This window comes from Jeongeupia sp. USM3 (assembly GCF_001808185.1).
GTDB lineage: Bacteria > Pseudomonadota > Gammaproteobacteria > Burkholderiales > Chitinibacteraceae > Jeongeupia.
On the sequence record NZ_CP017668.1, the window covers coordinates 2664118 to 2683255 of the forward strand.

Annotated in this window: 19 protein-coding genes; 4 read left to right on the plus strand and 15 right to left on the minus strand. The window is 68.6% G+C overall.

Annotated features, from left to right (window positions below; all coding sequences use genetic code 11):
* The 12 genes from BJP62_RS12550 to BJP62_RS12600 form a co-directional block, all read right to left on the minus strand.
* Complete coding sequence (locus BJP62_RS12550; protein ID WP_070530061.1) at window positions 1-1455, minus strand: pilus assembly protein TadG-related protein; 1455 nt, start codon at window positions 1453-1455, stop codon at window positions 1-3.
* Between the two features lies 1 nt (window position 1456).
* The gene (locus tag BJP62_RS12555) at window positions 1457-1732 is read right to left on the minus strand and encodes a DUF3613 domain-containing protein (protein ID WP_070530063.1); all 276 of its coding nucleotides are present in this window, start codon (window positions 1730-1732) and stop codon (window positions 1457-1459) included.
* 14 nt (window positions 1733-1746) lie between these two features.
* Entirely contained in the window at window positions 1747-2463 is a 717-nt protein-coding gene (locus tag BJP62_RS12560; protein WP_070530065.1) for a tetratricopeptide repeat protein, read from the minus strand.
* Complete coding sequence (locus tag BJP62_RS12565) at window positions 2463-3368, minus strand: type II secretion system F family protein (protein ID WP_070530066.1); 906 nt, start codon at window positions 3366-3368, stop codon at window positions 2463-2465. The genes BJP62_RS12560 and BJP62_RS12565 overlap by 1 nt, the downstream gene beginning before the upstream one ends.
* Window positions 3369-3376: 8 nt before the next feature.
* Entirely contained in the window at window positions 3377-4255 is an 879-nt protein-coding gene (locus tag BJP62_RS12570; protein ID WP_070530068.1) for a type II secretion system F family protein, read from the minus strand.
* Complete coding sequence (locus tag BJP62_RS12575) at window positions 4248-5504, minus strand: CpaF family protein (RefSeq protein ID WP_070530069.1); 1257 nt, start codon at window positions 5502-5504, stop codon at window positions 4248-4250. Before BJP62_RS12575 ends, BJP62_RS12570 begins: the two co-directional genes overlap by 8 nt.
* Complete coding sequence (locus BJP62_RS12580) at window positions 5501-6730, minus strand: hypothetical protein (protein ID WP_070530071.1); 1230 nt, start codon at window positions 6728-6730, stop codon at window positions 5501-5503. Before BJP62_RS12580 ends, BJP62_RS12575 begins: the two co-directional genes overlap by 4 nt.
* Window positions 6727-7959, minus strand: a complete 1233-nt coding sequence (locus tag BJP62_RS12585; RefSeq protein WP_083300905.1) for a type II and III secretion system protein family protein — start codon at window positions 7957-7959, stop codon at window positions 6727-6729. Before BJP62_RS12585 ends, BJP62_RS12580 begins: the two co-directional genes overlap by 4 nt.
* Window positions 7960-7972: 13 nt before the next feature.
* Window positions 7973-8836, minus strand: coding sequence for a Flp pilus assembly protein CpaB (gene cpaB, locus BJP62_RS12590; RefSeq protein WP_070530074.1), 864 nt, complete (start codon window positions 8834-8836; stop codon window positions 7973-7975).
* Between the two features lie 10 nt (window positions 8837-8846).
* Window positions 8847-9302, minus strand: a complete 456-nt coding sequence (locus BJP62_RS12595) for a TadE/TadG family type IV pilus assembly protein (protein WP_070530076.1) — start codon at window positions 9300-9302, stop codon at window positions 8847-8849.
* A gap of 12 nt (window positions 9303-9314) precedes the next feature.
* Window positions 9315-9482 carry a Flp family type IVb pilin gene (locus BJP62_RS18115; RefSeq protein WP_083300906.1) on the minus strand — a complete coding sequence of 56 codons (168 nt, stop codon included), beginning with the start codon at window positions 9480-9482 and terminating at the stop codon, window positions 9315-9317.
* A gap of 181 nt (window positions 9483-9663) precedes the next feature.
* On the minus strand, window positions 9664-10797 hold the full coding sequence (locus BJP62_RS12600; protein WP_070530077.1) for a GNAT family N-acetyltransferase: 1134 nt from the start codon (window positions 10795-10797) through the stop codon (window positions 9664-9666).
* Between the two features lie 92 nt (window positions 10798-10889).
* Between BJP62_RS12600 and BJP62_RS12605 the strand changes: the two genes are divergently transcribed.
* Window positions 10890-11927, plus strand: coding sequence for an oxidoreductase (locus BJP62_RS12605; RefSeq protein WP_070530079.1), 1038 nt, complete (start codon window positions 10890-10892; stop codon window positions 11925-11927).
* A 184-nt stretch (window positions 11928-12111) separates the two neighbouring features.
* On the opposite strand, the gene BJP62_RS12610 is transcribed toward BJP62_RS12605, so the two are convergent.
* From BJP62_RS12610 to mutM, 3 genes are all read right to left on the minus strand, one after another.
* Window positions 12112-12876: a copper homeostasis protein CutC gene (locus tag BJP62_RS12610; RefSeq protein ID WP_070530081.1), complete on the minus strand. Its 765-nt coding sequence runs from the start codon at window positions 12874-12876 to the stop codon at window positions 12112-12114.
* A gap of 111 nt (window positions 12877-12987) precedes the next feature.
* Window positions 12988-14994, minus strand: a complete 2007-nt coding sequence (locus BJP62_RS12615) for a dynamin family protein (protein ID WP_083300907.1) — start codon at window positions 14992-14994, stop codon at window positions 12988-12990.
* Window positions 14995-15049: 55 nt separating this feature from the next.
* Window positions 15050-15865: a bifunctional DNA-formamidopyrimidine glycosylase/DNA-(apurinic or apyrimidinic site) lyase gene (mutM, locus tag BJP62_RS12620; RefSeq protein WP_070530083.1), complete on the minus strand. Its 816-nt coding sequence runs from the start codon at window positions 15863-15865 to the stop codon at window positions 15050-15052.
* Between the two features lie 95 nt (window positions 15866-15960).
* On the opposite strand from mutM, the gene BJP62_RS12625 reads away from it, so the two are divergent.
* From BJP62_RS12625 to ispE, 3 genes are read left to right on the plus strand one after another with little or no spacing between them, the layout of a single operon-like run.
* The gene (locus BJP62_RS12625; RefSeq protein WP_070530084.1) at window positions 15961-17742 is read left to right on the plus strand and encodes a tetratricopeptide repeat protein; all 1782 of its coding nucleotides are present in this window, start codon (window positions 15961-15963) and stop codon (window positions 17740-17742) included.
* Window positions 17742-18275 carry a lipoprotein insertase outer membrane protein LolB gene (gene lolB, locus BJP62_RS12630; protein ID WP_070530086.1) on the plus strand — a complete coding sequence of 178 codons (534 nt, stop codon included), beginning with the start codon at window positions 17742-17744 and terminating at the stop codon, window positions 18273-18275. The genes BJP62_RS12625 and lolB overlap by 1 nt, the downstream gene beginning before the upstream one ends.
* The gene (gene ispE / locus BJP62_RS12635) at window positions 18263-19132 is read left to right on the plus strand and encodes a 4-(cytidine 5'-diphospho)-2-C-methyl-D-erythritol kinase (protein ID WP_070530088.1); all 870 of its coding nucleotides are present in this window, start codon (window positions 18263-18265) and stop codon (window positions 19130-19132) included. The genes lolB and ispE overlap by 13 nt, the downstream gene beginning before the upstream one ends.
* Window positions 19133-19138 lie beyond the last annotated feature (6 nt).

Consider the following 19138-nt stretch of genomic DNA (forward strand, 5'->3'; position numbering starts at 1 on the left):
TCAGTACGCCAGCGCCGCGCCGGCGCTCTGGCAGCGGGCGGAAATCAGCTTGACCTGCGCGGTGCCGACGTTGACGCCGAGGCCTTTCAGCAGGCCGAGCACCAGCGTGTCGATGCCCAAGAGCGGAATCCCCAGCAGCGTCTGGCTGCTGCCGACCTTGACCGGGTTGGGGGCCTGGACCGAGCCGTCCGCGTCGACGGTGAATGCAATGGGCTGCACCCCGGGGGCGACCGGGAGGCAGGGTATCAACGGAATCCCCAGCAGCGAGGTGCTGATGCAGGCCGCGGCCTTTGATACCTCGATCTCGACCTTGGTCTGATCACCATCGCAACTGACCTTGGAAAGCGCCGCCCGGGCCGGTGCTACCTGTACGCCGACCGTGAGTGCCGGCGGCAAAAGCGGCAGTTGCACCGCCGCCAGGTGGATCGACGACTGATTGCCGTGAGCCTCGGTATACCACGTGTTGTCGGCCTTCTTCCCCGGTCGCCCGGCGGCGTACACCGCCGGTTTGACCAGCGTGGCGCTGATTTCGGCCAGCCCGAGTGCACCAAGGCCGAGGTTCAGCCCCAGGTTGACGGCGCTGTTCTTGTTGGCGAGCTGCAGGCCCGACATCAGCAGGTCGCCGGCCGACAGCTCGGTGGCAAGGCCGCTCGGTGCATCGACGAGTGCCAGCTTCAGGATGCCGGCGAAGGCGCCGTTCTCGCCGATCCGGACCGGTGCGTTGGCGACCGTCGTCGACAGCAGCTTCCCGGCCGCAACGGCGGCGGCGCTGTCGCCCCGCGCCTGCAGCGCATTGACGGTGGCAACGCGGTACTGCTCGTAGGTGACCGTGGTATCGAGCAGCGCATCCATGCTGGCCGCGCCGAGCTGGGCCATCAGTTCGCCGACGGTGATCCGCGATGCGAGCAGCGCACTGTTGTCGGCCAAGGTCAGCGGCACGTTGACGCCAAGCCCCTTGAGCACGTTGTTCAGGTCGGCCAGCGCCGCGTTGCCGGTATCGACTTCGAGCAGCGCACTGCCGAGCGAAAACGACGCGTAGCTCTGTGTCGGCATCGCGATCGCCTGCGCCGAGACCGCCTGATTGCCCGGCAGGAAGAACAGCTGGAACGTGGGCTGATCGACCTGGATCCGGACGGCATTGGCGCCGCTGCCGGCCGGCACCGTGCCGCAGGCGGCCTCGTTCGACAGCGTTTTCGGCGATGCAGGCTGCCAGTGGCCGGTAAAGCACTGGACGCTTGCCGTACCCGCGCCGTTGGCCGCGGCGCTCTGGTCCGCCGCCGCCTTGGGGTTGAAGTAGAGCGATTGCGCGGCGGCCAGCGCGGCAAAGTCGGCGATCTTCTGCAGCTCGCGCCGCTCGACATACAGCCGGCCCGCGTCGAGCACGCCGAGCAGCACGACGCCGAGCAGCAGCGTCGCCCCGACGGCCAGCGCCATCCCGCCGTGCTGGCGTTTCATCTCATTTCATCCCGCTGGTCCGCACCGAATTGACGTCCACCGTCGGCATCGGCGTGTCGAAGCTCTTCTGGTAGCGCTGGTAGGCGCGTACCGCCTGCTCCGAGCGCGCCGGCAGCGGTGACGCTGCGGCGCCGCTGACCTGCAGTGCGAACCACGCGCGGGTGGCATCGCCGACCCGGTAGGTTGTCGTGACGGGCGTGTCCGGCGATCCGGCCGGGGCGGTGTCGGCGGCATGGGCCGGTCCGGCGAGCGCGAGCAGCAAAAGCCAGGGTTTCATGAGCTTCTCCACGGTCAGCGATCGGGTGTGCCGGCGAGTGTCTGCGCCAGTTGCAGTTCGGCCGGCTGCAGCCATTGCCGGGCGTCGGCATTGATCCGCCGTGCGACTTCATCGGGAATCGCCGGGTCGGCCGCGCCGCTGCTGAGCTGCCGGTACAGCGCGAGGTTGGCGCGAAAGCGCGGCTCGTTTGGCGCCAGCTCGACGGCTCGCGCCAGTGCCTGGCCGGCTTCGGTCCATTCGCCACGCAGCAGCAGCAGGTAGCCGAGGTCGTTCCACACCGCCGGGTTGGTCGGTGCATCGCGAGTGGCGTCGCGCAGGTAGCGGCTGGCGCTGCCGCTATCGCGCTCGCTGGCGTAGACCAGCGCCAGCCCATGCTCGGCGGCCGCGCGCTGCGGTCCGGCGAGCAGTGCGAGATAGCGTTGCCGGGCCGGTTCCAGCTTGCCGGTCGCGCGTTCGGCCCGGGCGCGCATCAACTGGCTCTGCGGCGAACTGCCATACCTGGCTTCGAAGGCGTCCAGATGCGACAGTGCCGCATAGTAGGTGCCCTGATCGAGCATCGACGCGATCAGCGCCTGGTAGGCCCCCTGGGCGTCGGCGGCCTTGGCCGGCGGTTCGGCAATGCTGGCCCTGGCGGCGAGCGCGTCCTGCTGCGCCTGGGCGATCTGGGCCGGGTTCTGCGCACAGGCGCACAGCAGGGCCGGAACGGCGATTGCGGTCAGGACGGGTTTCATCATCGGCCTCCGGCGTGTTGCAGGGTGGCGAGCAGCGAAATGAAGCCGGGGCCCGCCAGCAGGATGAACAGCGCGGGCAGCATGAACAGCACCATCACGCCGGTCATCTTGACCGACAGCTGGCCGATGACGGTCTTCAGCCCCAGCCGCTGCTGTTCGAGCAGGCGCTCGCCGAACTTGGCCAGCGGCTCTTCGGCGGCACCGCCATAGCGTTCCAGCCTGTCCATCAGTTGCGCGAGCGCCGAGAAGTCGGCCGAATTGAACAGTTCGGCCAGCGGCTCTAGCGACTCGCGCCGGTTCCGCCCGCCCTGGTAGCGCTGGTTGGCCAGCACCAGTTCCGGCGCCAGCACCGGCAGGACCGAGGCGAACTCTTCGGCGGCGACAAGCAGCGCCTGGCCGACACTCATCCCCGCCCCCTGCAGCATGCGCAGCAGGTCGATGAACAGCAGCAGCTCCTTGCCGGCCGATGCGGCCCGGGCCGCGGCCCGCCAGCGCAGCACGCGCTCGGGCAGCAGCAGCCCGACGATCAGCGCGATCAGCATCGACAGCAAGCGGAGCCTGGCGGGGATGCCGGGCAGGAGCAGCGCGGCGACCGCCAGGCACAGCGGCAGGGCGATGCGCAGCAGCATGTACTGGTAGTGGTGGTGCTCGTGGCCATAGCCGGCCGACGCCAGCAGCCGGCGCGTCGGGTGGGTGTGGCGCAGGGCCTGCGGGTCGTGGATCAGCCGCTGCGCAAACGCGGCCAGACGCGAGCCCGGAGCTGCCGGGGCGGCCTGCGCCGCGACGACGGGCAGGCGCCGGAACAGCTGCCGCTCGGTCTGGCGGTTGCGCAACAGCGCGAGCGCGGCCAGGCTGCCGGCCGTCAGCATCAGGCCCGTCCCGATGAGCATCAGCAGCTTGATCATGTCGTCCCCTAGACGCGCTTGGCCAGCCGGTACAGCAAGAAGCCGCCGACGAGCTGCATGACGATGACGGCGATCAGCATCTTCTGGCCGACCGGTTCGCGGAACAGCACGGCCATGTACTGCCGGTTGAGCAGGGTCATCGCGATGCCGAGCACCGCCGGCAGGCCGCCGAGTACCCAGGCGGACAGCCGGACCTCCGCCGTCAGCGCCATCAGCTCCTGATGCGAGGCGTGGCGGGCCTGCAGCACGAGGGCGATCCGGTTGACCAGCTTCTCCGGCTGGCCGCCATAGCGCAGCGCGACACGCATCGCCGCGGCCAGCAGGTTGAATTCGGGAATCTTGTAGAGCGTGGCGTTCTGATGCAGTGCGGCGTCGAGCTCCATGCCCGAGGCATGCATGTTCTGCGCCCGTACGACCATTTCGCCGAGCGGGGACGGCGTTTCCGCGGCCAGCTTGCCGAAGGCCTGCGGCAGGCTCTGGCCGATCGACGCCAGCCTTGCCAGCCCCTCGAGGAAGGACGGCAGTTGCCGCAGCGCGCGCTGCCGCTGTGCGTCAATGCGGAAGTTCTGCGCAGCGACGAGCACGGCAAACCCCAGTACCAGGACGACGAGGCCGCTTGCCCCCTTCCAGCTCAGTTGGGCTGCCATCGCCAGCATGCACGGCAGCAACAGCCAGTACCCCCAGTAGGCGGGGAGTTCGGCACGTCTGGCCTGCAGCCACATCTGCCAGCGCCGCTGCCTGCCGGCCTCCGGCTCGAAGTTCGGCTCGGCATGGCCCTGCCGGGCGAGCCGCAGTTCGGCGAGCCGGGTCCGGCGGCGGTGGCTGACCAGACAGCCGGCGGCGGCGATCAGGCATGCCAGCCCGAGCAGGACCAGCAGGCTAAGCATGATCGTGCTCCGGCACCCAGTCGGCGAGCTTGGCATTCCGTACCGGGGCTGCGGTGCGTTCCCAGTGCGGCGCCGGATTCGGGCAGAACCGGAACAGCTCCTGCATGCCGACCATGTCGTCGTCCATGCCGAGCACTTCGGTGATGCCGAGCACGCGCCGGCTGCCGTCGTTCAGCCGCCCGACCTGGACGATCAGGTCGACGGCGCTGGCCACCTGGCGCCGCAGGCTCAGGTCGCTGCCGGCAAAACCGGCGAAACCGGCCAGCATTTCCAGCCGGTACAGCGCATCGAGCGGCGAGCTGGCGTGCAGCGTTCCCATCGAGCCGTCGTGGCCGGTGCTCATCGCCTGGAGCATTTCCAGCACCTCGGCGCCGCGGACCTCGCCGACGACGATGCGGTCCGGACGCATGCGCAGGCTGTTGCGGACAAGGTCGCGGATGGTGATCTGCCCCGCGCCCTCGTAGCCGCCCGGGCGGCTCTCGAGCTTGACGACGTGCGGATGCTGCAGGTCGAGCTCGGCCGTGTCCTCGATCGTGATCACGCGCTCGCCGGCCGGAATGTAGTTCGACAGTACATTGAGCATCGACGTCTTGCCGCTGCTGGTGCCGCCGATCACCAGCAGGTTGCAGCGCTGGCGGACGGCGAAGGTGAGGAAATCGAGCAGTTGCGGCGACAGCGCGCCGATGGCCAGCATGCGCTCGCCGGTATAGAAGCCGCTGTGGAACTTGCGGATCGAAACGGTGACGCCGTCGACGGCCAGCGGCGGAATGATGGCGTTGAGCCGGCCGCCGTCGGGCAGCCGCGCGTCGACCATCGGGCTCGATTCGTCGAGCCGGCGCCCGAGCGGGGCGAGCAGGCGGCGCAGAAAGCCGATCAGGTGATCGTTGTCGCGAAAGCGCGTGGGCTCGTGCGTCAGCACGCCGCGGCGGGAGACGATGACCTGGTGCGGCCCGTTGATCAGGATGTCCTCGACGGCTTCCTCGTTCAGCAGGTCTTCGATCGGGCCGTAGCCGACCAGCTCCTTGAGCAGCGCGTCGGCAATGGCGCCGATTTCGCGTTCGTTGATCGCGATCTGGCGTGCGGTGACGAACACGCTGACCTCGTGCCGGACGACACGGGCCAGCCGGTCGCGCGGCCATTCGCTGAAGTTGCCGCCGAGTTCGGTGATCCGGTCGATCAGGTAGTCGTGCGCCGCGCGCTGGATGCGCTCGAACTCGGGGCTGCCGACAAAGCCGCTCGCGCCGCTCATGATGCGTCACTGCGGACGAAGAGCCGGGACAGGCGATGGGCCAGCTTGTCCGGCTGCGGGTTGACCGGCTTGAGGCCGATTTCGTCGAGCAGCTTCAGCGCCAACGCATCGACCGCGCGCGCCCAGCGGTTCTGCGCCGGCAACGGTTTGCCCAGGCTCTGGGCATCGTTGAGCGCGACCGCATCGTAGGGCAGCGTGGCGGCGATCGGCAGGCCGAGCCGGTGCGCCAGGTGGGCTGCGCTGACCGTGCGTTCGTCGACGTGGCGATTGATGACCGCGCGCCAGCCGCCGGTGCCGATGCCGCCGGATTCGAGCTGGCCGAGGTATTCGAGGCTGGTCTTGAGCCCGCTGATGCCCTGCTCGCAGACCAGCAGCACCAGGCTGGCGTTGCGGATCAGGTGCTGGGCGAGCTGCGGGTCCGGTGCGCAACCGAGATCGACGACCACCGCCTTGAAGTACGAGCGCAGGATGCGGAACAGGCGCAGCGCTTCGGTCGTGGCAATGTCGGCCCGGTCCAGCGCCTGTGCCGGCAGCGGCAGGATCGCCAGATTGCGCTCGTGGCGGGCAAACGCCGTTTTCATCATCACCTGGTCGAAGCGCGCGATGTTCTGGATCGCGCCGAGCATGTCCAGATCGGGCTCGACGCCGAGATACAGGCTGCAGTCGCGCACCGGCGCGCCGCAATCCATCAGCAGCACTTCCTGGTCGCCGAGGTGGGCCTTGATGCGCAGCGCCAGTTCGGCGCTGATGCTGCTGGTGCCCATGCCCTGGCGGGCTCCGACCAGCGCGATCATCGGGCAGCCGGTCTGGCGCGACTGGCCGTCGTAGTTGTTCAGCGTGTCGCTGGCGATCGTCGCGGCCTCGGCGAGGTTGCCGATGTCGATGAACTCGGCAACGCCGGCCTTGAGCGCCGCGTGCATTGCCGATTCGGTCGGGTTGCCGACGCCGATGAGTGCCAGCGACGGGTACAGCTCGGCCAGCTGCTTGGCGGCGTGGTGCGCGATCTGCTGATCGGGCGTGTCGAAGGCCAGCAGCACCGCGTCGGGACCGAGCAGGCCGACTTCGCGGATCAGGTCGGCGACGTCGCCGGCGCGCGAGATCACCACGCCGAGCGAGGCCAGCGCCCGGTCGAGCCGGTCGGCCAGCAGCGCGTCGGCGGAGTGCAGCAGGAAGGTGCGGGAGCCGTTCGACGCCTGCATCAGCACGGATTTGTCGGCGATGTTCATTGCGAGAACCCCGTGATCTGGCTGTCCTTGCCCAGGCCGAGCAGCCAGAGCTTCCAAGCCGATTCGTTGATGCCGCTGCCTTCGCCGGGCAAGCCGGGTGTCCTGGCGTTGCGCGCGAGCGGCGAGACGAGGTGCGGCGTGACGATGATCATCAGCTCGCGATCCTCGCGCTGGTCTTCGATGCGCTTGAAGAAGGCGCCGAGAATCGGCAGGTCGCCGAGGCCCGGCACCTTGTCGATGTTCTTGCGCAGGTTGCGCGAAACGAGCCCGCCGATGACGAAGCTCTCGCCATCGCCGAGTTCGACCGTGGTATCGGCGCGCCGGGTGACCACCGACGGCACGGCGGTGCCGTTGAGCAGGATCGCGCGGTTGTAATCGAGCTCGCTCGCCTCCGGCGCCACCTTGAGCGCAATGCGCTGCTTGTTGATGATCGTCGGCGAGATCGCCAGGCCGATGCCGAACTTCTTCCACTCGATCGAAACGGTGCCGAGCGTCTGCGCGACCGGGATCGGCAACTCGCCGCCGGCCAGAAAGGTGGCCGTCTGCCCGGACAGCGCCACGAGGCTCGGTTCGGCGAGCACCTGCACATAGCCGTTCGACTCGAGCAGGCTCAGCGCACCGGCGATGTCCCAGGTCGACGTGACCCGGCGGGCGAGCAGGTTGAACGCCGAGCCGATCGGGTTGGACAGGTCGGTTGCACCGGGAACCAGCGACGCGAACGAGAACGAACCGTCGCGCTTGAACACGCTCAGGTTCAGCCCGACCGAGGCCATCGTGCTGCGGGAGAACTCGACCACGCGGATGTCGACCTGCACGGCGCCGCCGGACGACAGCACGCTGCGGTCGTCGACGTCCTTGCCGAGCCCTCCGACGTACTGTGCGTGCCGGGCCACGTCGGCGACCTCGCCGTTGAGGATCTGCCGACTGCCGCTGCTCGACCAGTCGACGCCGGGGGCCGTGTCGGCATGCTGCCGCGGCCGGACCTCGATGGTGATCCGCTTGGGTTCGGCCTGACCCTGCACCCAGAGCAGCAGGGTCGTCGACCCCGGTTTGCGCCCGTCGACCAGCAGCGCGTCACGCTGCTTGGGGACCTGGACGTCGGCGATGGCCGGGTCGGCCACGGCGACCCGGACCAGCTTCCGGACCGGGACGACCTGCATGTCGCCGACCTGGACCCTGAGCGTCTCGGCGCCGGCCGGTGCACAGAGCAGCGCAGCGGCAAGCGCCAAGGCCGGGAGGAGCTTACTGGCTGCCTTTGCCACGGAGCACCTCCACGGCTGAGTCTCGGGGTTCGCTCGCGGGCTGCGGCGAGGTGGTGCGAGCGGCCGCGGTGGCGACCTGCGGCGCGGCGGGTGGAGCGGCGTGCGCGATCACCTGCCTGCCCGGCTTGCCGGTGAGGTCGGCAACGCTGCGGCCGGTTGCGGCAGTGCCTTGCGCACCGGGCGCGCGCAGCGCCAGCGTGAGCTGGCCGCTCTGCTGGGCAAGCACGAGATCGGCGACGCGGCCGGCGGGAACGGCGAGCACGGCGGAGCGGGCCTTGTCCGCATTGTCGCCGCCGGCCGGTAGCGGTTGTGCCTCCTTGCTGCCGACGCTCCTGCTGCCGAAGGCGAGCACGCGGACGTCCGGCAGCAGCGCGACCGCTTCGCTCTGGAGGATCTCCTGGTCATCGCGGCGCAGCGACAGGTAGACGTCGACGCGGTCTCCCGGCTGCAGCCGGTTGCCGACTGCCTTGACCTCGTCGATTGCCAGCGCCACCGCGCGTTCGTCGGCGTGCAGCATTTCGGAGAAACCGGGAGTGCTGAAGTCGGCCTCGGTCAGCACGCTGCCGGCCGGAATCGGTCGTGCCGGCAACCGCCCGACCGCTGCGGTGGTGGTGCCGATGGCGCCGGGAACGGCAGCCGCCTGCTGGACGGGCTGCAATTGCGCGGCGGCCACCGGTTGTCCCGGCGCCAGGTTGGCGGTGGCCTTGACGACCGCGTACCGGGCCTGTGCAGCACCCGGCGCCGGCCGGACGGCGGCGGCCCAGCGTGCGCCAAGGGCGAAGGCGAGCAGGGCGATACCGGCGGCACCGAGGCCGTAGGCCGTGCGTTTCAATCGGATCGACATGGCGGCCTCTTCAAAGGGCTGATTGGTCGACTTGAGCGGATGCGTGACTGCCGACGCTGGGCGGGTAGGGCAACAGTGCCAGCCCAGGCAGTGCGATCGCCGGCAGCAGCGGGTTTGCCGCGTAGCCGTAGGTGATTGTGACGTCGTAACAACTGATCGACGGCCGAGATGGCACGCATTTGTTGTCTTGGCGCCGGACCACGACGATCTGGTCGTCGGTCAAATTGACGAGGCTCACTGCCTGCCTGGCGGCCATTCTGGAGGCGGCTGCGCGTGCGGGCTCGTCCGGGTAGTAGCGCATCGCCACCCGGGCGCCTTCGGCCGCGGCCAGCGAGAGCTGCTGCTGCAACAGGAAAAGCAGCGCGTAGGCGATCATCCCGTAGGCGAGCAGCAGCAGCAGCGGCAAGGTCAGTGCGAATTCGACCGCCGCAGCACCGGCCATGCGCTTGCCTGTCTGCCGCTGCATGGGGACGGTGCCTCAAGCTGCCGGCAGTTTGGTGCCGATGAAGGTGAACATCGCGGAGAGATCGGTTCCCAAGGCCGTTGCGCCGGCGGCCAGCACCAGCGCGATCAGTGCCGCCAGCAGCGCGTATTCGATCGCCGTGGCGCCGCGTTGCCGTTTTGGAAGAAGGAAAGGAAGTTTCATGGCGTAACTCCGGTGAATTTCAACGCACAAGTCTGACCTGTGTTTTTCTGTGTAGGTCAGTTATGAGCGGTGAGCCAGCGGGCCGGCATGCAGGGATGTCCTTATCCTGATAAGCGGCTGAACTTCTGGAAAATACTGATGGATAAGCTAGGCAGCAAAAATCCGGCCGATCTGGCGGGTTTCAGTCGGGCGTGGCGTCGGCATTGCGTCGTGTAAGCGAAGCGGCCAGTGTCTGCATCATGCCGTCGATCTGCCGGCCTTCCTGACGGACGGCTTGGGCGATCGCCTGGTGGAAGCCAGGGTGCCGCAACCAGTGTGCCGATCGCGTCATTACCGGCCGGAAACCGCGGGCGATCTTGTGTTCGCCCTGGGCGCCGCCTTCGAAGACCGAGAGCCCGGATTCGAGCGCGAACTCGATGCCCTGGTAGTAGCACAGCTCGAAGTGCAGCGCCGGGACGAAGCCGGCGTCGTCCCACTGCGCACCCCAGTAGCGGCCGTAGAGCCGGTCGTCGTCGACAAGGTCGAGCGCGGCGGCGATGGGCCGGCCGTTGCGGCAGGCGAGCACCAGCAGGCAGGCGTCCGGCAGCGCGTGCCAGAGCCGCATGAAGAAATCGAGGGTCAGGTAGGGGCTGCTGCGGTGTTCGTCGTAGGTGTTGGCGTAGCAGGCGGCGAAGAAGCGCCAGTCGTCGGCGGTGATCGCAGCGCCGCGCTTGCGGACGATGTCGAGGCCGGCGACCTTGCGCCGCTCCTGGCGGATCTTCTTGCGCTTGTCGCGCGGCAGCGCGTCGAGGAAGTCGTCGAAATCGCGCCAGTCCGGCTGCCGCTGCCAGTGGAACTGGATCTGCCGGCGCAGGAAGAAGCCGGCGGCCTCGAGTGCCGTCGCGTCGTCGTCGCTGTGGAACAGCACGTGGGCCGAACCGGCGTCGAGCGATTCGGCCGCGGCCTGCAGTCCGTGCGCCAGTTGCAAGCGCTGCGCGTCGTCCGCCGCCAGCAGCCTCGTGCCCGGCACCGGCGTGAACGGTACGGCGGCGACGAGCTTCGGATAGTAGTCGAGGCCATGCTGCGCGTAGGCGCGTGCCCACGACCAGTCGAACACGTACTCGCCGTACGAGTGCGCCTTCAGGTAGAGCGGCACCGCCGCGGTCAGGCCGTCCAGCGCCAGATGGCACGGTTGCCAGCCGGTCTGCGCGCTCACGCAGCCGCTCTGTTCGAGCGCGTCGAGGAAGGCGTGCTGCAGCACCGTCTGGCTGCCGGCCAGCGTGTTCCAGCGTGCGTCGTCGAGCGACGCGATACGAGAATGAAGCTGGATGTCCATGAACCGTTCCGTGGCGTTGCAGCTAGGGTAAGGCCCGAGCGACAGCGGCGGCAAGGCGGCGTAGAAAGGGGCGGTTGAAAGGGAGCAGTACGGTGAAGAAACAACTACAGGTGGGTCTGATCGGCTACGGGAATGCCGGCAAGACCTTCCATGCGCCGCTGATTGCCGCGACGCCGGGATTGAAGCTCGCGGCGATCGGCTCGAGCCGGCCGCTGGCGGTCGGCGCCGACTGGCCCGATGTCGAGGTCGAGCCCGATGCCGAGGCGCTGATCGCCCGGCGCGACCTCGATCTGGTCGTGATCGCGACGCCGAACGACAGCCACGCAGCGCTGGCCCGCGCGGCGCTGCTTGCGGGCCGCAATGTCGTCGTCGACAAGCCGTTCACGCTGACGTTCGCCGAGGCCGAGGCGCTGGCGGCACTGGCCGCACAGAGCGGCCGGCTGCTGTCGGTGTTCCACAATGCACGCTGGCACGCCGATTTCATTGCCATCCGTGCGGCGATTGCCGCCGGGCGGATCGGTGCGGTCCGGCAGTTCGAAAGCCGGGTCGACCGCTTCCGTCCCGAAGTCCGGCAGCGCTGGCGCGAGGCCGCGCAACCCGGTGCCGGGCTGTGGTACGACTTCGGCCCGCATCTCGTCGATCAGGCGCTGCAGCTGTTCGGCGTGCCGCAGACCGTCTGGGCCGATCTGGCGCTGCGGCGCGACGGCGCGCTGTCCGACGACGACGTGCACGTCGTGCTCGGCTACCGCGACCTGCGCGTCGTGCTCGGCGCGAGCAATCTGGTCGTCGGCGGCGGCCACCGTTTCCTGGTGCACGGCAGCGGCGGCAGTCTGGTCGTCGACGGCGTCGACAGCCAGGCCGAACAGCTGAAGGCCGGCATGCGGCCGGGGCATCCGGCCTGGGCCTTCGATGCCCGGCAGATGACGCTGTATACCGAGGCCGACGGCGAGCCGCGCAAGCAGCATATCGACCTGCCGCGCGGCGAATACATCGCCTACTACGCCGGCATCCGCGATGCGCTGCTCGGCATCGGCCCGAACCCGGTGATGCCGTCCGACGCCGTGGCGGTGATGCGGGTGATCGAGGCCGGCATCGCCAGCAGCAAGACCGGCCAGCGCATCAGCCTGTGAGAATCTGCCGACGATCGTGCGCTCCTGGCCGGGGCGCATGCACCGAGCCCTGCATCGCGGCGTTCCAGGGCTCGCCTTGCTCACCAGGAACTGCCGTGACCGGAGCCTTCGTTTACCGGATGCAGGTCCGGTTCCTGCGCCTCACCCCGCTGAGGGGCGCTCGTGACAGCTCACGGGCAGATTTTTACGGTGCAAGTGCGCCGCGGGCGTTGGCGACCAGCTCGCGGACCAGTGCGGCGTCGGTGTCGACGATCGCGTATTCGTCCTGCCCCGGTGCGCCCATCTTGACCACGGCGTTGCGGTAGCGCATCGCGCTGTCGCGCGGCGCGCGGCCCGAGCTGTGGTACTCGCGGCAGCCGGTCGACCGGACCAGCTCGGCGATGTTGTGGCCGCGTACGCCGGCGCCGGGCATCACGATCAGCCGGTCGCCGGCGATCTCGTTCAGCTGCTTGAGCATCGCCGCGCCTTCGAGCGCGCTTGGCGCCTGGCCGCTGGTCAGCAGCCGGTTGCAGCCGGTGGCGATCACGTCCTCGAGCGCCTTGAGCGGGTCGCGGGCGACGTCGAAGGCTCGGTGGAAGCTCACCTGCATCGGCGCGGCGAGCTCGACCAGCTCGCGCGTCCGGGCGACATCGACGTCGCCGTCGGCGGTCAGCAGGCCGATCACGACGCCGTCGACGCCGATCTTCCTGCACGCGAGGATGTCGCGCTTCATCACCTCGAATTCGATCTCGTCGTAGAGGAAGTCGCCGCCGCGCGGGCGGATGATGACGTTGAGCGTGATCCACAGCCGGTCGCGCGCGACCGCGATCGCGCCGTGCGACGGCGTGGTGCCGCCTTCGAGCAGGTTGTCGCAGAACTCGACGCGCGCGGCGCCGCCTTCCTGCGCGGCCAGCGCCGAATAGACCGAGCCGGCGCAGATTTCGAGCTGGATTTGATCGGGTGCGGACATGGGCTTCCTCCGTGGGCAATGCCGGTGATGTTAGCGCTGCCGACCGCCGGACCCAAATAAAAAGCCGCGCGGCGGCGCGGCTTCTTGTGGCGGATCAAGCCCGGCGCCGGTTCAGGCGGCCTCGCGGCTCATGCCGGCGTTGAGCACGGCGAACACCGCACGCTGGCGCTCGTTCAGTTCGGCGAGCTGCTGCGCGAGCTGGCGGTCGATGTCCTCGAGCTCCTCGATCCGGCCTTCGAGCGTGTCGGTCGCCTTGTGGATGCGCTTGATGCTCTCGAGCCGGCGGCGCAGCTGCAGCTGGTGCTCCTTGACCTGCGTTTCCATCGGCGCCATCACCGCCTTGAGCCAGTGCTCGACGTCGCGGTTGGCGACCTCGAACACGTAGACGACGCGGCTGGCGACGGTTTCGAAGAACTTGTGCGTCAGTCGGCCCTGGCTGGTCGTCAGCAGCCGGCCGACGGTGTTGAAGTGTTCGCGGAACGACTTCTCCAGCCGTGCCAGCTCCTTGTGGTACTTCAGCGTCGAGAACGGCGGCGGCGTGACCTGGCCAAGGCCGTGCTCCTCGCTGAACTTCCTGTACATCGCCGCCATCATCGCCTGCACCTCGGCGACCTGTTCGGCGGCCTTGCTGATGTTGTCGTTCACGTCCTTGAAGAAGCGGTCCATGATCGAACGCAGGCCGGATTCGCCGAACGAGAACAGGCTGCGTTCCATCTCGGCGCGGATGCCGGCGATCTGCGCCTTCAGCGCGTCCATCCCGAGCAGCGTCAGCAACTGGTTCTGCTGCTGCGAGAAGATCGAGCGCAGCGCCTGGAAGCGCACCAGCCCCTGCTCGAACTCCTTCTTGTCGGCCTGGACCTTGTCCATCATCTGCGCGACGACGTCCTGGTTCTTGCCGCGCAGCCCGGTCAGCTCGAACAGCTGCTCGGTCACGCCGTCACGCCGCGCCGACAGGATGCCGCGCGTCGCCATCACGATGTCCTCGACCTCGGTCACCGTCGCGTCGCGGACGATGTCGAGCTTGGCCGGCAGCAGCTCCTCGGACAGCGCCGTTTCCAGCGCGGTCAGCCGCGTGCGTTCGAGCAGCGCGCCGTTGTCCTGCACCTTGGCGACCAGGGCCTTCTGCGCCGATACCGGGTAGACCTGGCGCGTCGAGACGCCGAGCAGCTGCGCGGTGCTGTCGACCTGGCGGGCGAGTTCGGCATCGGTCTCGGCCGGTGACTTCAGCTCGTCCCACAAGGTGTCGATCTTGTTGAGCACGACCAGCCGGCCGCGGCCGTTGCCCTTGCCGATGTGGTTGCGCCAGACGTCGATGTCGCTCTTGGTGACGCCGGTCTCGGCGGCGAGGATGAACAGGATCGCATGCGCGTTCGGCAGCAGGTTCAGCGTCAGTTCCGGTTCGGTACCGATCGCGTTCAGCCCCGGCGTGTCGAGGATCACCAGACCCTGTTCGAGCAGCGGATGCGGGAAGTTGATGACCGCGTGGCGCCAGCACGGGATCTCGATCGTGCCGTCGCTGCCGACGATCAGTTGCTGGTCGGCATCGCTGGCGTCGTAGAGGCCGTAGCGTTGCGCCTCGGCAAGCGGCACCCGGCGGGTTTCGCCGACGCGGCGGAATGCCGCCAGCAACTGGTCCGGACTGTCGAGATCGAGCGCGATCGTCGTCCATTCTTCCGGATAGCGGCGGTATTCGCTGGTGGTGACGTTTTGCGCGCGGGTCTCGATCGGCAGCAGCTTGATCGCCGGGAGCTCGCCGGCGTCGTAGAGCAGCTCGGTCGGGCACATCGTCGTCCGGCCGGCGCTCGAGGGCAGCACGCGCTTGCCGTAGTGGGCGAAGAAGATCGCGTTGATCAGCTCGGACTTGCCGCGCGAGAACTCGGCAACGAAGGCGATGTTGAGCTTGTCGTCCTTGAGCTTGGTCTGCAGCGCGTTGATGCGCAGCTGCGTCTGCGCGTCGTCGAGATCCTGCTCGGTGAGCCAGCGCGACAGCCGGGTGACTGACTGGGTCAGCGTCGCGCGCCACTGACTGTAGGCCTGGAAATCGCCGACGAGGCGGTCGCCCGCGTCGGTCGGGTCGTTGACGGCGATATCGTCGCGATGCAGGTAGTCGGTGCTCATGGCGCTCACGGCATTGTAAATATTGCCGCTGTTATGACCCGGGCCTGTCCCCTTGTCAACGCTGGCAATGGGGGCAGTAGTAAGTTGTCCGCTGGCCGATACGGATTTGCCGGATGAGCGTGCCGCAAACGCGGCAGGGTGTGTCATTCCGGCCATAGACGAAGGCATTGAGCTGGAAATAGCCGGGCTTGCCCTCGGAGTCGACGAAGTCGCGCAGGGTGCTGCCGCCGGCGGTGATCGCGTCGGCCAGCGTCGCCCTGATCGCATCGGCCAGCTTTGCCGTCTCGGCGGCCGTGATCGCGTCGGCTGGCCGCTCCGGATGGACGCCGGCGCGAAACAGCGACTCGGACGCGTAGATGTTGCCGACACCGACGACGACGTGGTTGTCCATGATCACCAGCTTGACCGCGCGACGCGTGCGCGCCAGCGCCGCGGCAAGGTGGGCGGCATCGAATGCGTCCGACAGCGGCTCGGGGCCGAGCGCGGCGATCAGCGGGTGCTCGCTGCCGTCGCCGTCGGCCCACAGCAGCGCGCCGAAACGGCGCGGGTCGCGGTAGCGCAGCCGCACGCCCGACTCGAGCACCAGATCGAAGTGGTCGTGTTTTTCGGGCGGGAAGGCTTCGGTCAGCACCCGCAGGCTGCCGCTCATGCCGAGGTGGATGATGACCGTGCCGGCATCGAAACCGATCAGCAGGTACTTGGCCCGGCGCCGGACCTCGCGGACCGGCTGGCCGGCGAGCAGGGCGGGCATCTCGGGCGGGACCGGCCAGCGTAGCCGCGCGTCGCGGACGATCAGCTCGCGCACGACGGCGCCGTCGAGGTAGGGCGCGACGCCGCGTCGTGTCGTTTCGACTTCGGGAAGTTCGGGCATGGTCTTTACTGGGTAAAGCGTGGCGGCGTTTGGACGCCGTCACGCCGATTCATTAAGATCAGGCTGTCTAACACAAAACAGGCCAAGCCGTCGTTATGACCCATTCGCCCGTCATCCGTCCCACGCGCTTGCTGCTGGCGCTCCTGCTGGCATTCGGCCTGTCCGCCTGCGCGTCGATGGGCTCCGCACCGGCGCCCGGTGCCACCGCCAGCGAACCGGCGGCCGACGCCGGTCTCGACGACGACGTCATTCCCGACGACAGGCTGCCGAGCCAGCCGCTGACCGACGAGCTGCTGCTGCGCTTTCTCGTCGGCGACATCGCATTGCAGCGCGACCGGCCGCAACTGGCTGCGCAGACCTGGCACGACCTAGCGCAGAAGACCCGCGATCCGCGCGTCGCGCGCCGGGCGACCGAAATCGCGATCGGCAGCGGTCAGCTGTCGATGGCGCGCGACGACGCGCAGCGCTGGATCGACGCGGTACCCGAATCGATCGCAGCACGGCAGGTGATGCTCAGCCTGCTGATCCGCGCCAACCGGCTCGACGAGGCCAAGCCGCACATCCAGGCGTTGCTGGCGGCGCAGCCGCAGGAAATCGCGCCGTTCTTCCTGCAGATGCACATGCTCTGGGACAAGAACACCGACCGCGAGGCCGCGCTCAGGCTCACCGAGGAACTGACCACGCCGTACCCGCAGCTCGCCGAGGCGCGCTTCGCCCGCGCGGTCGCGCTCGCCAACGTCGGCCGCATCGATGATGCGCTCAAGGAGCTTGGCGAGGCGAACCGGATCAAGCCGGACTGGGAGCCGGCGATCCTGTACCGCGCCCAGCTGATGGGCAAGTCGTCGACGCCGCAGGCGCGCATCGACTACCTGAAATCGGCCGAGGGCAAGCTGCCCAAGTCGATGGCGCTGCGCTCGGCGCTGGCGCGCGAATACGTCGAAGCCGGGCAGCTCGCCGGCGCGCTCAAGGTCTACGACGAGATGCTCGCGCTGCAGCCGAACAACCTCGAGGCGCTGACCGGCAGCGGCCTTGTCGCGCTGCAACTGCACGATCTCGGCACCGCCGAAAAGCGGCTGAGCCGGGCGACCGAACTCGCGCCGCAGCAGACCGGCAACCTGCGTTACTACCTCGGCCAGATCGCCGAGGAACGCTACCGTTTTGCCGAAGCGCGCGACTGGTACGACGGCGTCGACGGCGAATTCAAGCCGTCGGCCGACAAGCGTCTGGTGCGCGTGCTGGCGCGGCTTGGCGATATCGACGGCGCACAGGCACAGCTCAAGGCGATTCCGGCGCCGACCGACGAAGCGAAGGTCGAAAAGCTCCAGCTGGAGGCGACGATCTGGCGCGAGGCCGGCCAGTACCGTCGGGGCTACGACGTGCTGAGCGACGGGCTCAAGCGCTTCCCGGGCAACGCCGACCTGATCTACGACCGGTCGCTGTTCGCCGACCTGCTCGGCAACTACGCCGAGGCGGAGGCCGAACTGCGCCGTTATCTGGCGCTCGAGCCCGACAGCGCAATCGGCCAGAATGCGCTCGGCTATTCGCTCGCCAACCGCTCGACGCCGGCGGATACGGCAAGGCTCGCCGAGGCACAGCAACTGCTCGACGCGGCGATCGCCAAGGAGCCCGACAACCCGACCGTCCTCGACAGCCTGGGCTGGCTCCGTTATCGCCAGGGCAAGCTTGCCGAGGCGCGCGCGCTGCTCGAGAAGGCCTACGCGAGGATGCCCGATCCGGAAATCGGCACGCATCTTGGCGAGGTGCTCTGGCAACAGGGTGACAAGAGCGCGGCGCAGGCGCTGTTCGATACCGCCGCGCGGCTTGATCCGAAGAGCGAAATCCTGCGCGAGACGGTCCAGCGGCTGGGCGCGAAGTGATGCGCCGGATTGCCGTGCTGCTCGCGGCCGGCGCGCTGCTTGCCGGTTGCGCCACGCCGCCGCCCGCGCCGGGCGAACTCGTCGCGCTCGGCCGCGTCAGCATCAAGCGGCCGCAGGGCAACGACTACGCCAATTTCGTCTGGACCTGGCACGGCGCCGAAAGCAGGCTGGACCTGAACAACCCACTCGGGCAGACGCTGGCGCAGCTGACGCTGGGCCCGAACGGCGCCCGCTACCGTGCCGCCGACGGCCGGGCGCTGAGCGCCGCCGACGCCGACCAGTTGCTGCAGGACGGGTTGGGGTGGACGGTGCCGGTCAACGGTCTGGCGTACTGGCTCAAGGGCGAGGCCGATCCGGCGAGTCCGGCGAGCATCCGCAACACCGACGGCGTCCGGACCATCGAACAGGCCGGCTGGCGGATCGAGCTGTCCGACTGGCGCGCGCGCGGCGCCGGCCAGCCGCTGCCGCGCCGGCTCCATCTGACCCGCCCCGACCTTGACCTGCGCATCGCGATCTCCGAATGGCAACCCTGAACGACTTCCCGGCCGACCCGGCCGGCTGGCGCGCCTTTCCGGCACCGGCCAAGCTCAACCTGTTCCTGCACGTCATCGGCCGACGCAGCGACGGCTACCACCTGCTGCAGTCGGTGTTCCAGCTGGTCGACCTGGCCGACACGATCCGGTTGCGCGTGCGCGACGACGGCGAGGTCGTCCGCGTCGACCCCTTGCCCGGCGTGCCGGCCGAGGCCGACCTGACGGTGCGTGCCGCACGGCTGCTGCAGCACGAAACCGGCTGCCGTCTCGGTGTCGACATCGCGATCGACAAGCACCTGCCGATGGGCGGCGGTGTCGGCGGCGGCAGCTCGGATGCTGCGACGGTGTTGCTGGCGCTGAACCGGCTCTGGTCGCTCGATCTGGGCCGCGAACGGCTGATGCGGCTCGGCGCGTCGCTCGGCGCCGACGTGCCGTTCTTCGTGTTCGGCGAAACGGCCTTCGTCGAGGGCATTGGCGAGAAAATGACCGCAGTACCGGGCGCCGAAGGCCATTTCGTCATCCTGCAGCCGCCGGTCCATGTGCCGACGCCGGAAATTTTTTGCGACCCCGGCTTGACGCGTGATACGCAGACGCTTAATATGCGCGACCTCAACACAGCAACTACCCGCAACGATTTGCAGGCGGTGGCTGTCAGGAAGCATCCTCTGGTCGGGCAGTACGTCGCCTGGCTGAGCCGGTTTTCACCGGCAAGGATGACCGGTTCCGGAAGCTGTGTGTTTGCACATTTCGCTTCACAAGCCGGCGCGAATGAAGTAATATCGCAGCTTCCTCGGGATATGACCGGATGGGTTGCGAAAGCAGCAGATCGGCATCCGTTGAAAGAATTTGCCGGATGATCGGCA

Bases quoted from the DNA above. Each gene is read 5' to 3' on its own strand.
- cpaB (WP_070530074.1), bottom strand. From the start codon at position 8,836: ATGTCGATCCGATTGAAACGCACGGCCTACGGCCTCGGTGCCGCCGGT.
- BJP62_RS18115 (WP_083300906.1), bottom strand. From the start codon at position 9,482: ATGAAACTTCCTTTCCTTCTTCCAAAACGGCAACGCGGCGCCACGGCG.
- BJP62_RS12615 (WP_083300907.1), bottom strand. From the start codon at position 14,994: ATGAGCACCGACTACCTGCATCGCGACGATATCGCCGTCAACGACCCG.
- BJP62_RS12595 (WP_070530076.1), bottom strand. From the start codon at position 9,302: ATGCAGCGGCAGACAGGCAAGCGCATGGCCGGTGCTGCGGCGGTCGAA.
- BJP62_RS12580 (WP_070530071.1), bottom strand. From the start codon at position 6,730: ATGAACATCGCCGACAAATCCGTGCTGATGCAGGCGTCGAACGGCTCC.
- BJP62_RS12555 (WP_070530063.1), bottom strand. From the start codon at position 1,732: ATGAAACCCTGGCTTTTGCTGCTCGCGCTCGCCGGACCGGCCCATGCC.
- mutM (WP_070530083.1), bottom strand. From the start codon at position 15,865: ATGCCCGAACTTCCCGAAGTCGAAACGACACGACGCGGCGTCGCGCCC.
- BJP62_RS12560 (WP_070530065.1), bottom strand. From the start codon at position 2,463: ATGAAACCCGTCCTGACCGCAATCGCCGTTCCGGCCCTGCTGTGCGCC.
- BJP62_RS12570 (WP_070530068.1), bottom strand. From the start codon at position 4,255: ATGCTTAGCCTGCTGGTCCTGCTCGGGCTGGCATGCCTGATCGCCGCC.
- BJP62_RS12625 (WP_070530084.1), top strand. From the start codon at position 15,961: ATGACCCATTCGCCCGTCATCCGTCCCACGCGCTTGCTGCTGGCGCTC.
- BJP62_RS12600 (WP_070530077.1), bottom strand. From the start codon at position 10,797: ATGGACATCCAGCTTCATTCTCGTATCGCGTCGCTCGACGACGCACGC.
- BJP62_RS12550 (WP_070530061.1), bottom strand. From the start codon at position 1,455: ATGAAACGCCAGCACGGCGGGATGGCGCTGGCCGTCGGGGCGACGCTG.
- ispE (WP_070530088.1), top strand. From the start codon at position 18,263: ATGGCAACCCTGAACGACTTCCCGGCCGACCCGGCCGGCTGGCGCGCC.
- BJP62_RS12575 (WP_070530069.1), bottom strand. From the start codon at position 5,504: ATGAGCGGCGCGAGCGGCTTTGTCGGCAGCCCCGAGTTCGAGCGCATC.
- lolB (WP_070530086.1), top strand. From the start codon at position 17,742: ATGCGCCGGATTGCCGTGCTGCTCGCGGCCGGCGCGCTGCTTGCCGGT.
- BJP62_RS12610 (WP_070530081.1), bottom strand. From the start codon at position 12,876: ATGTCCGCACCCGATCAAATCCAGCTCGAAATCTGCGCCGGCTCGGTC.
- BJP62_RS12565 (WP_070530066.1), bottom strand. From the start codon at position 3,368: ATGATCAAGCTGCTGATGCTCATCGGGACGGGCCTGATGCTGACGGCC.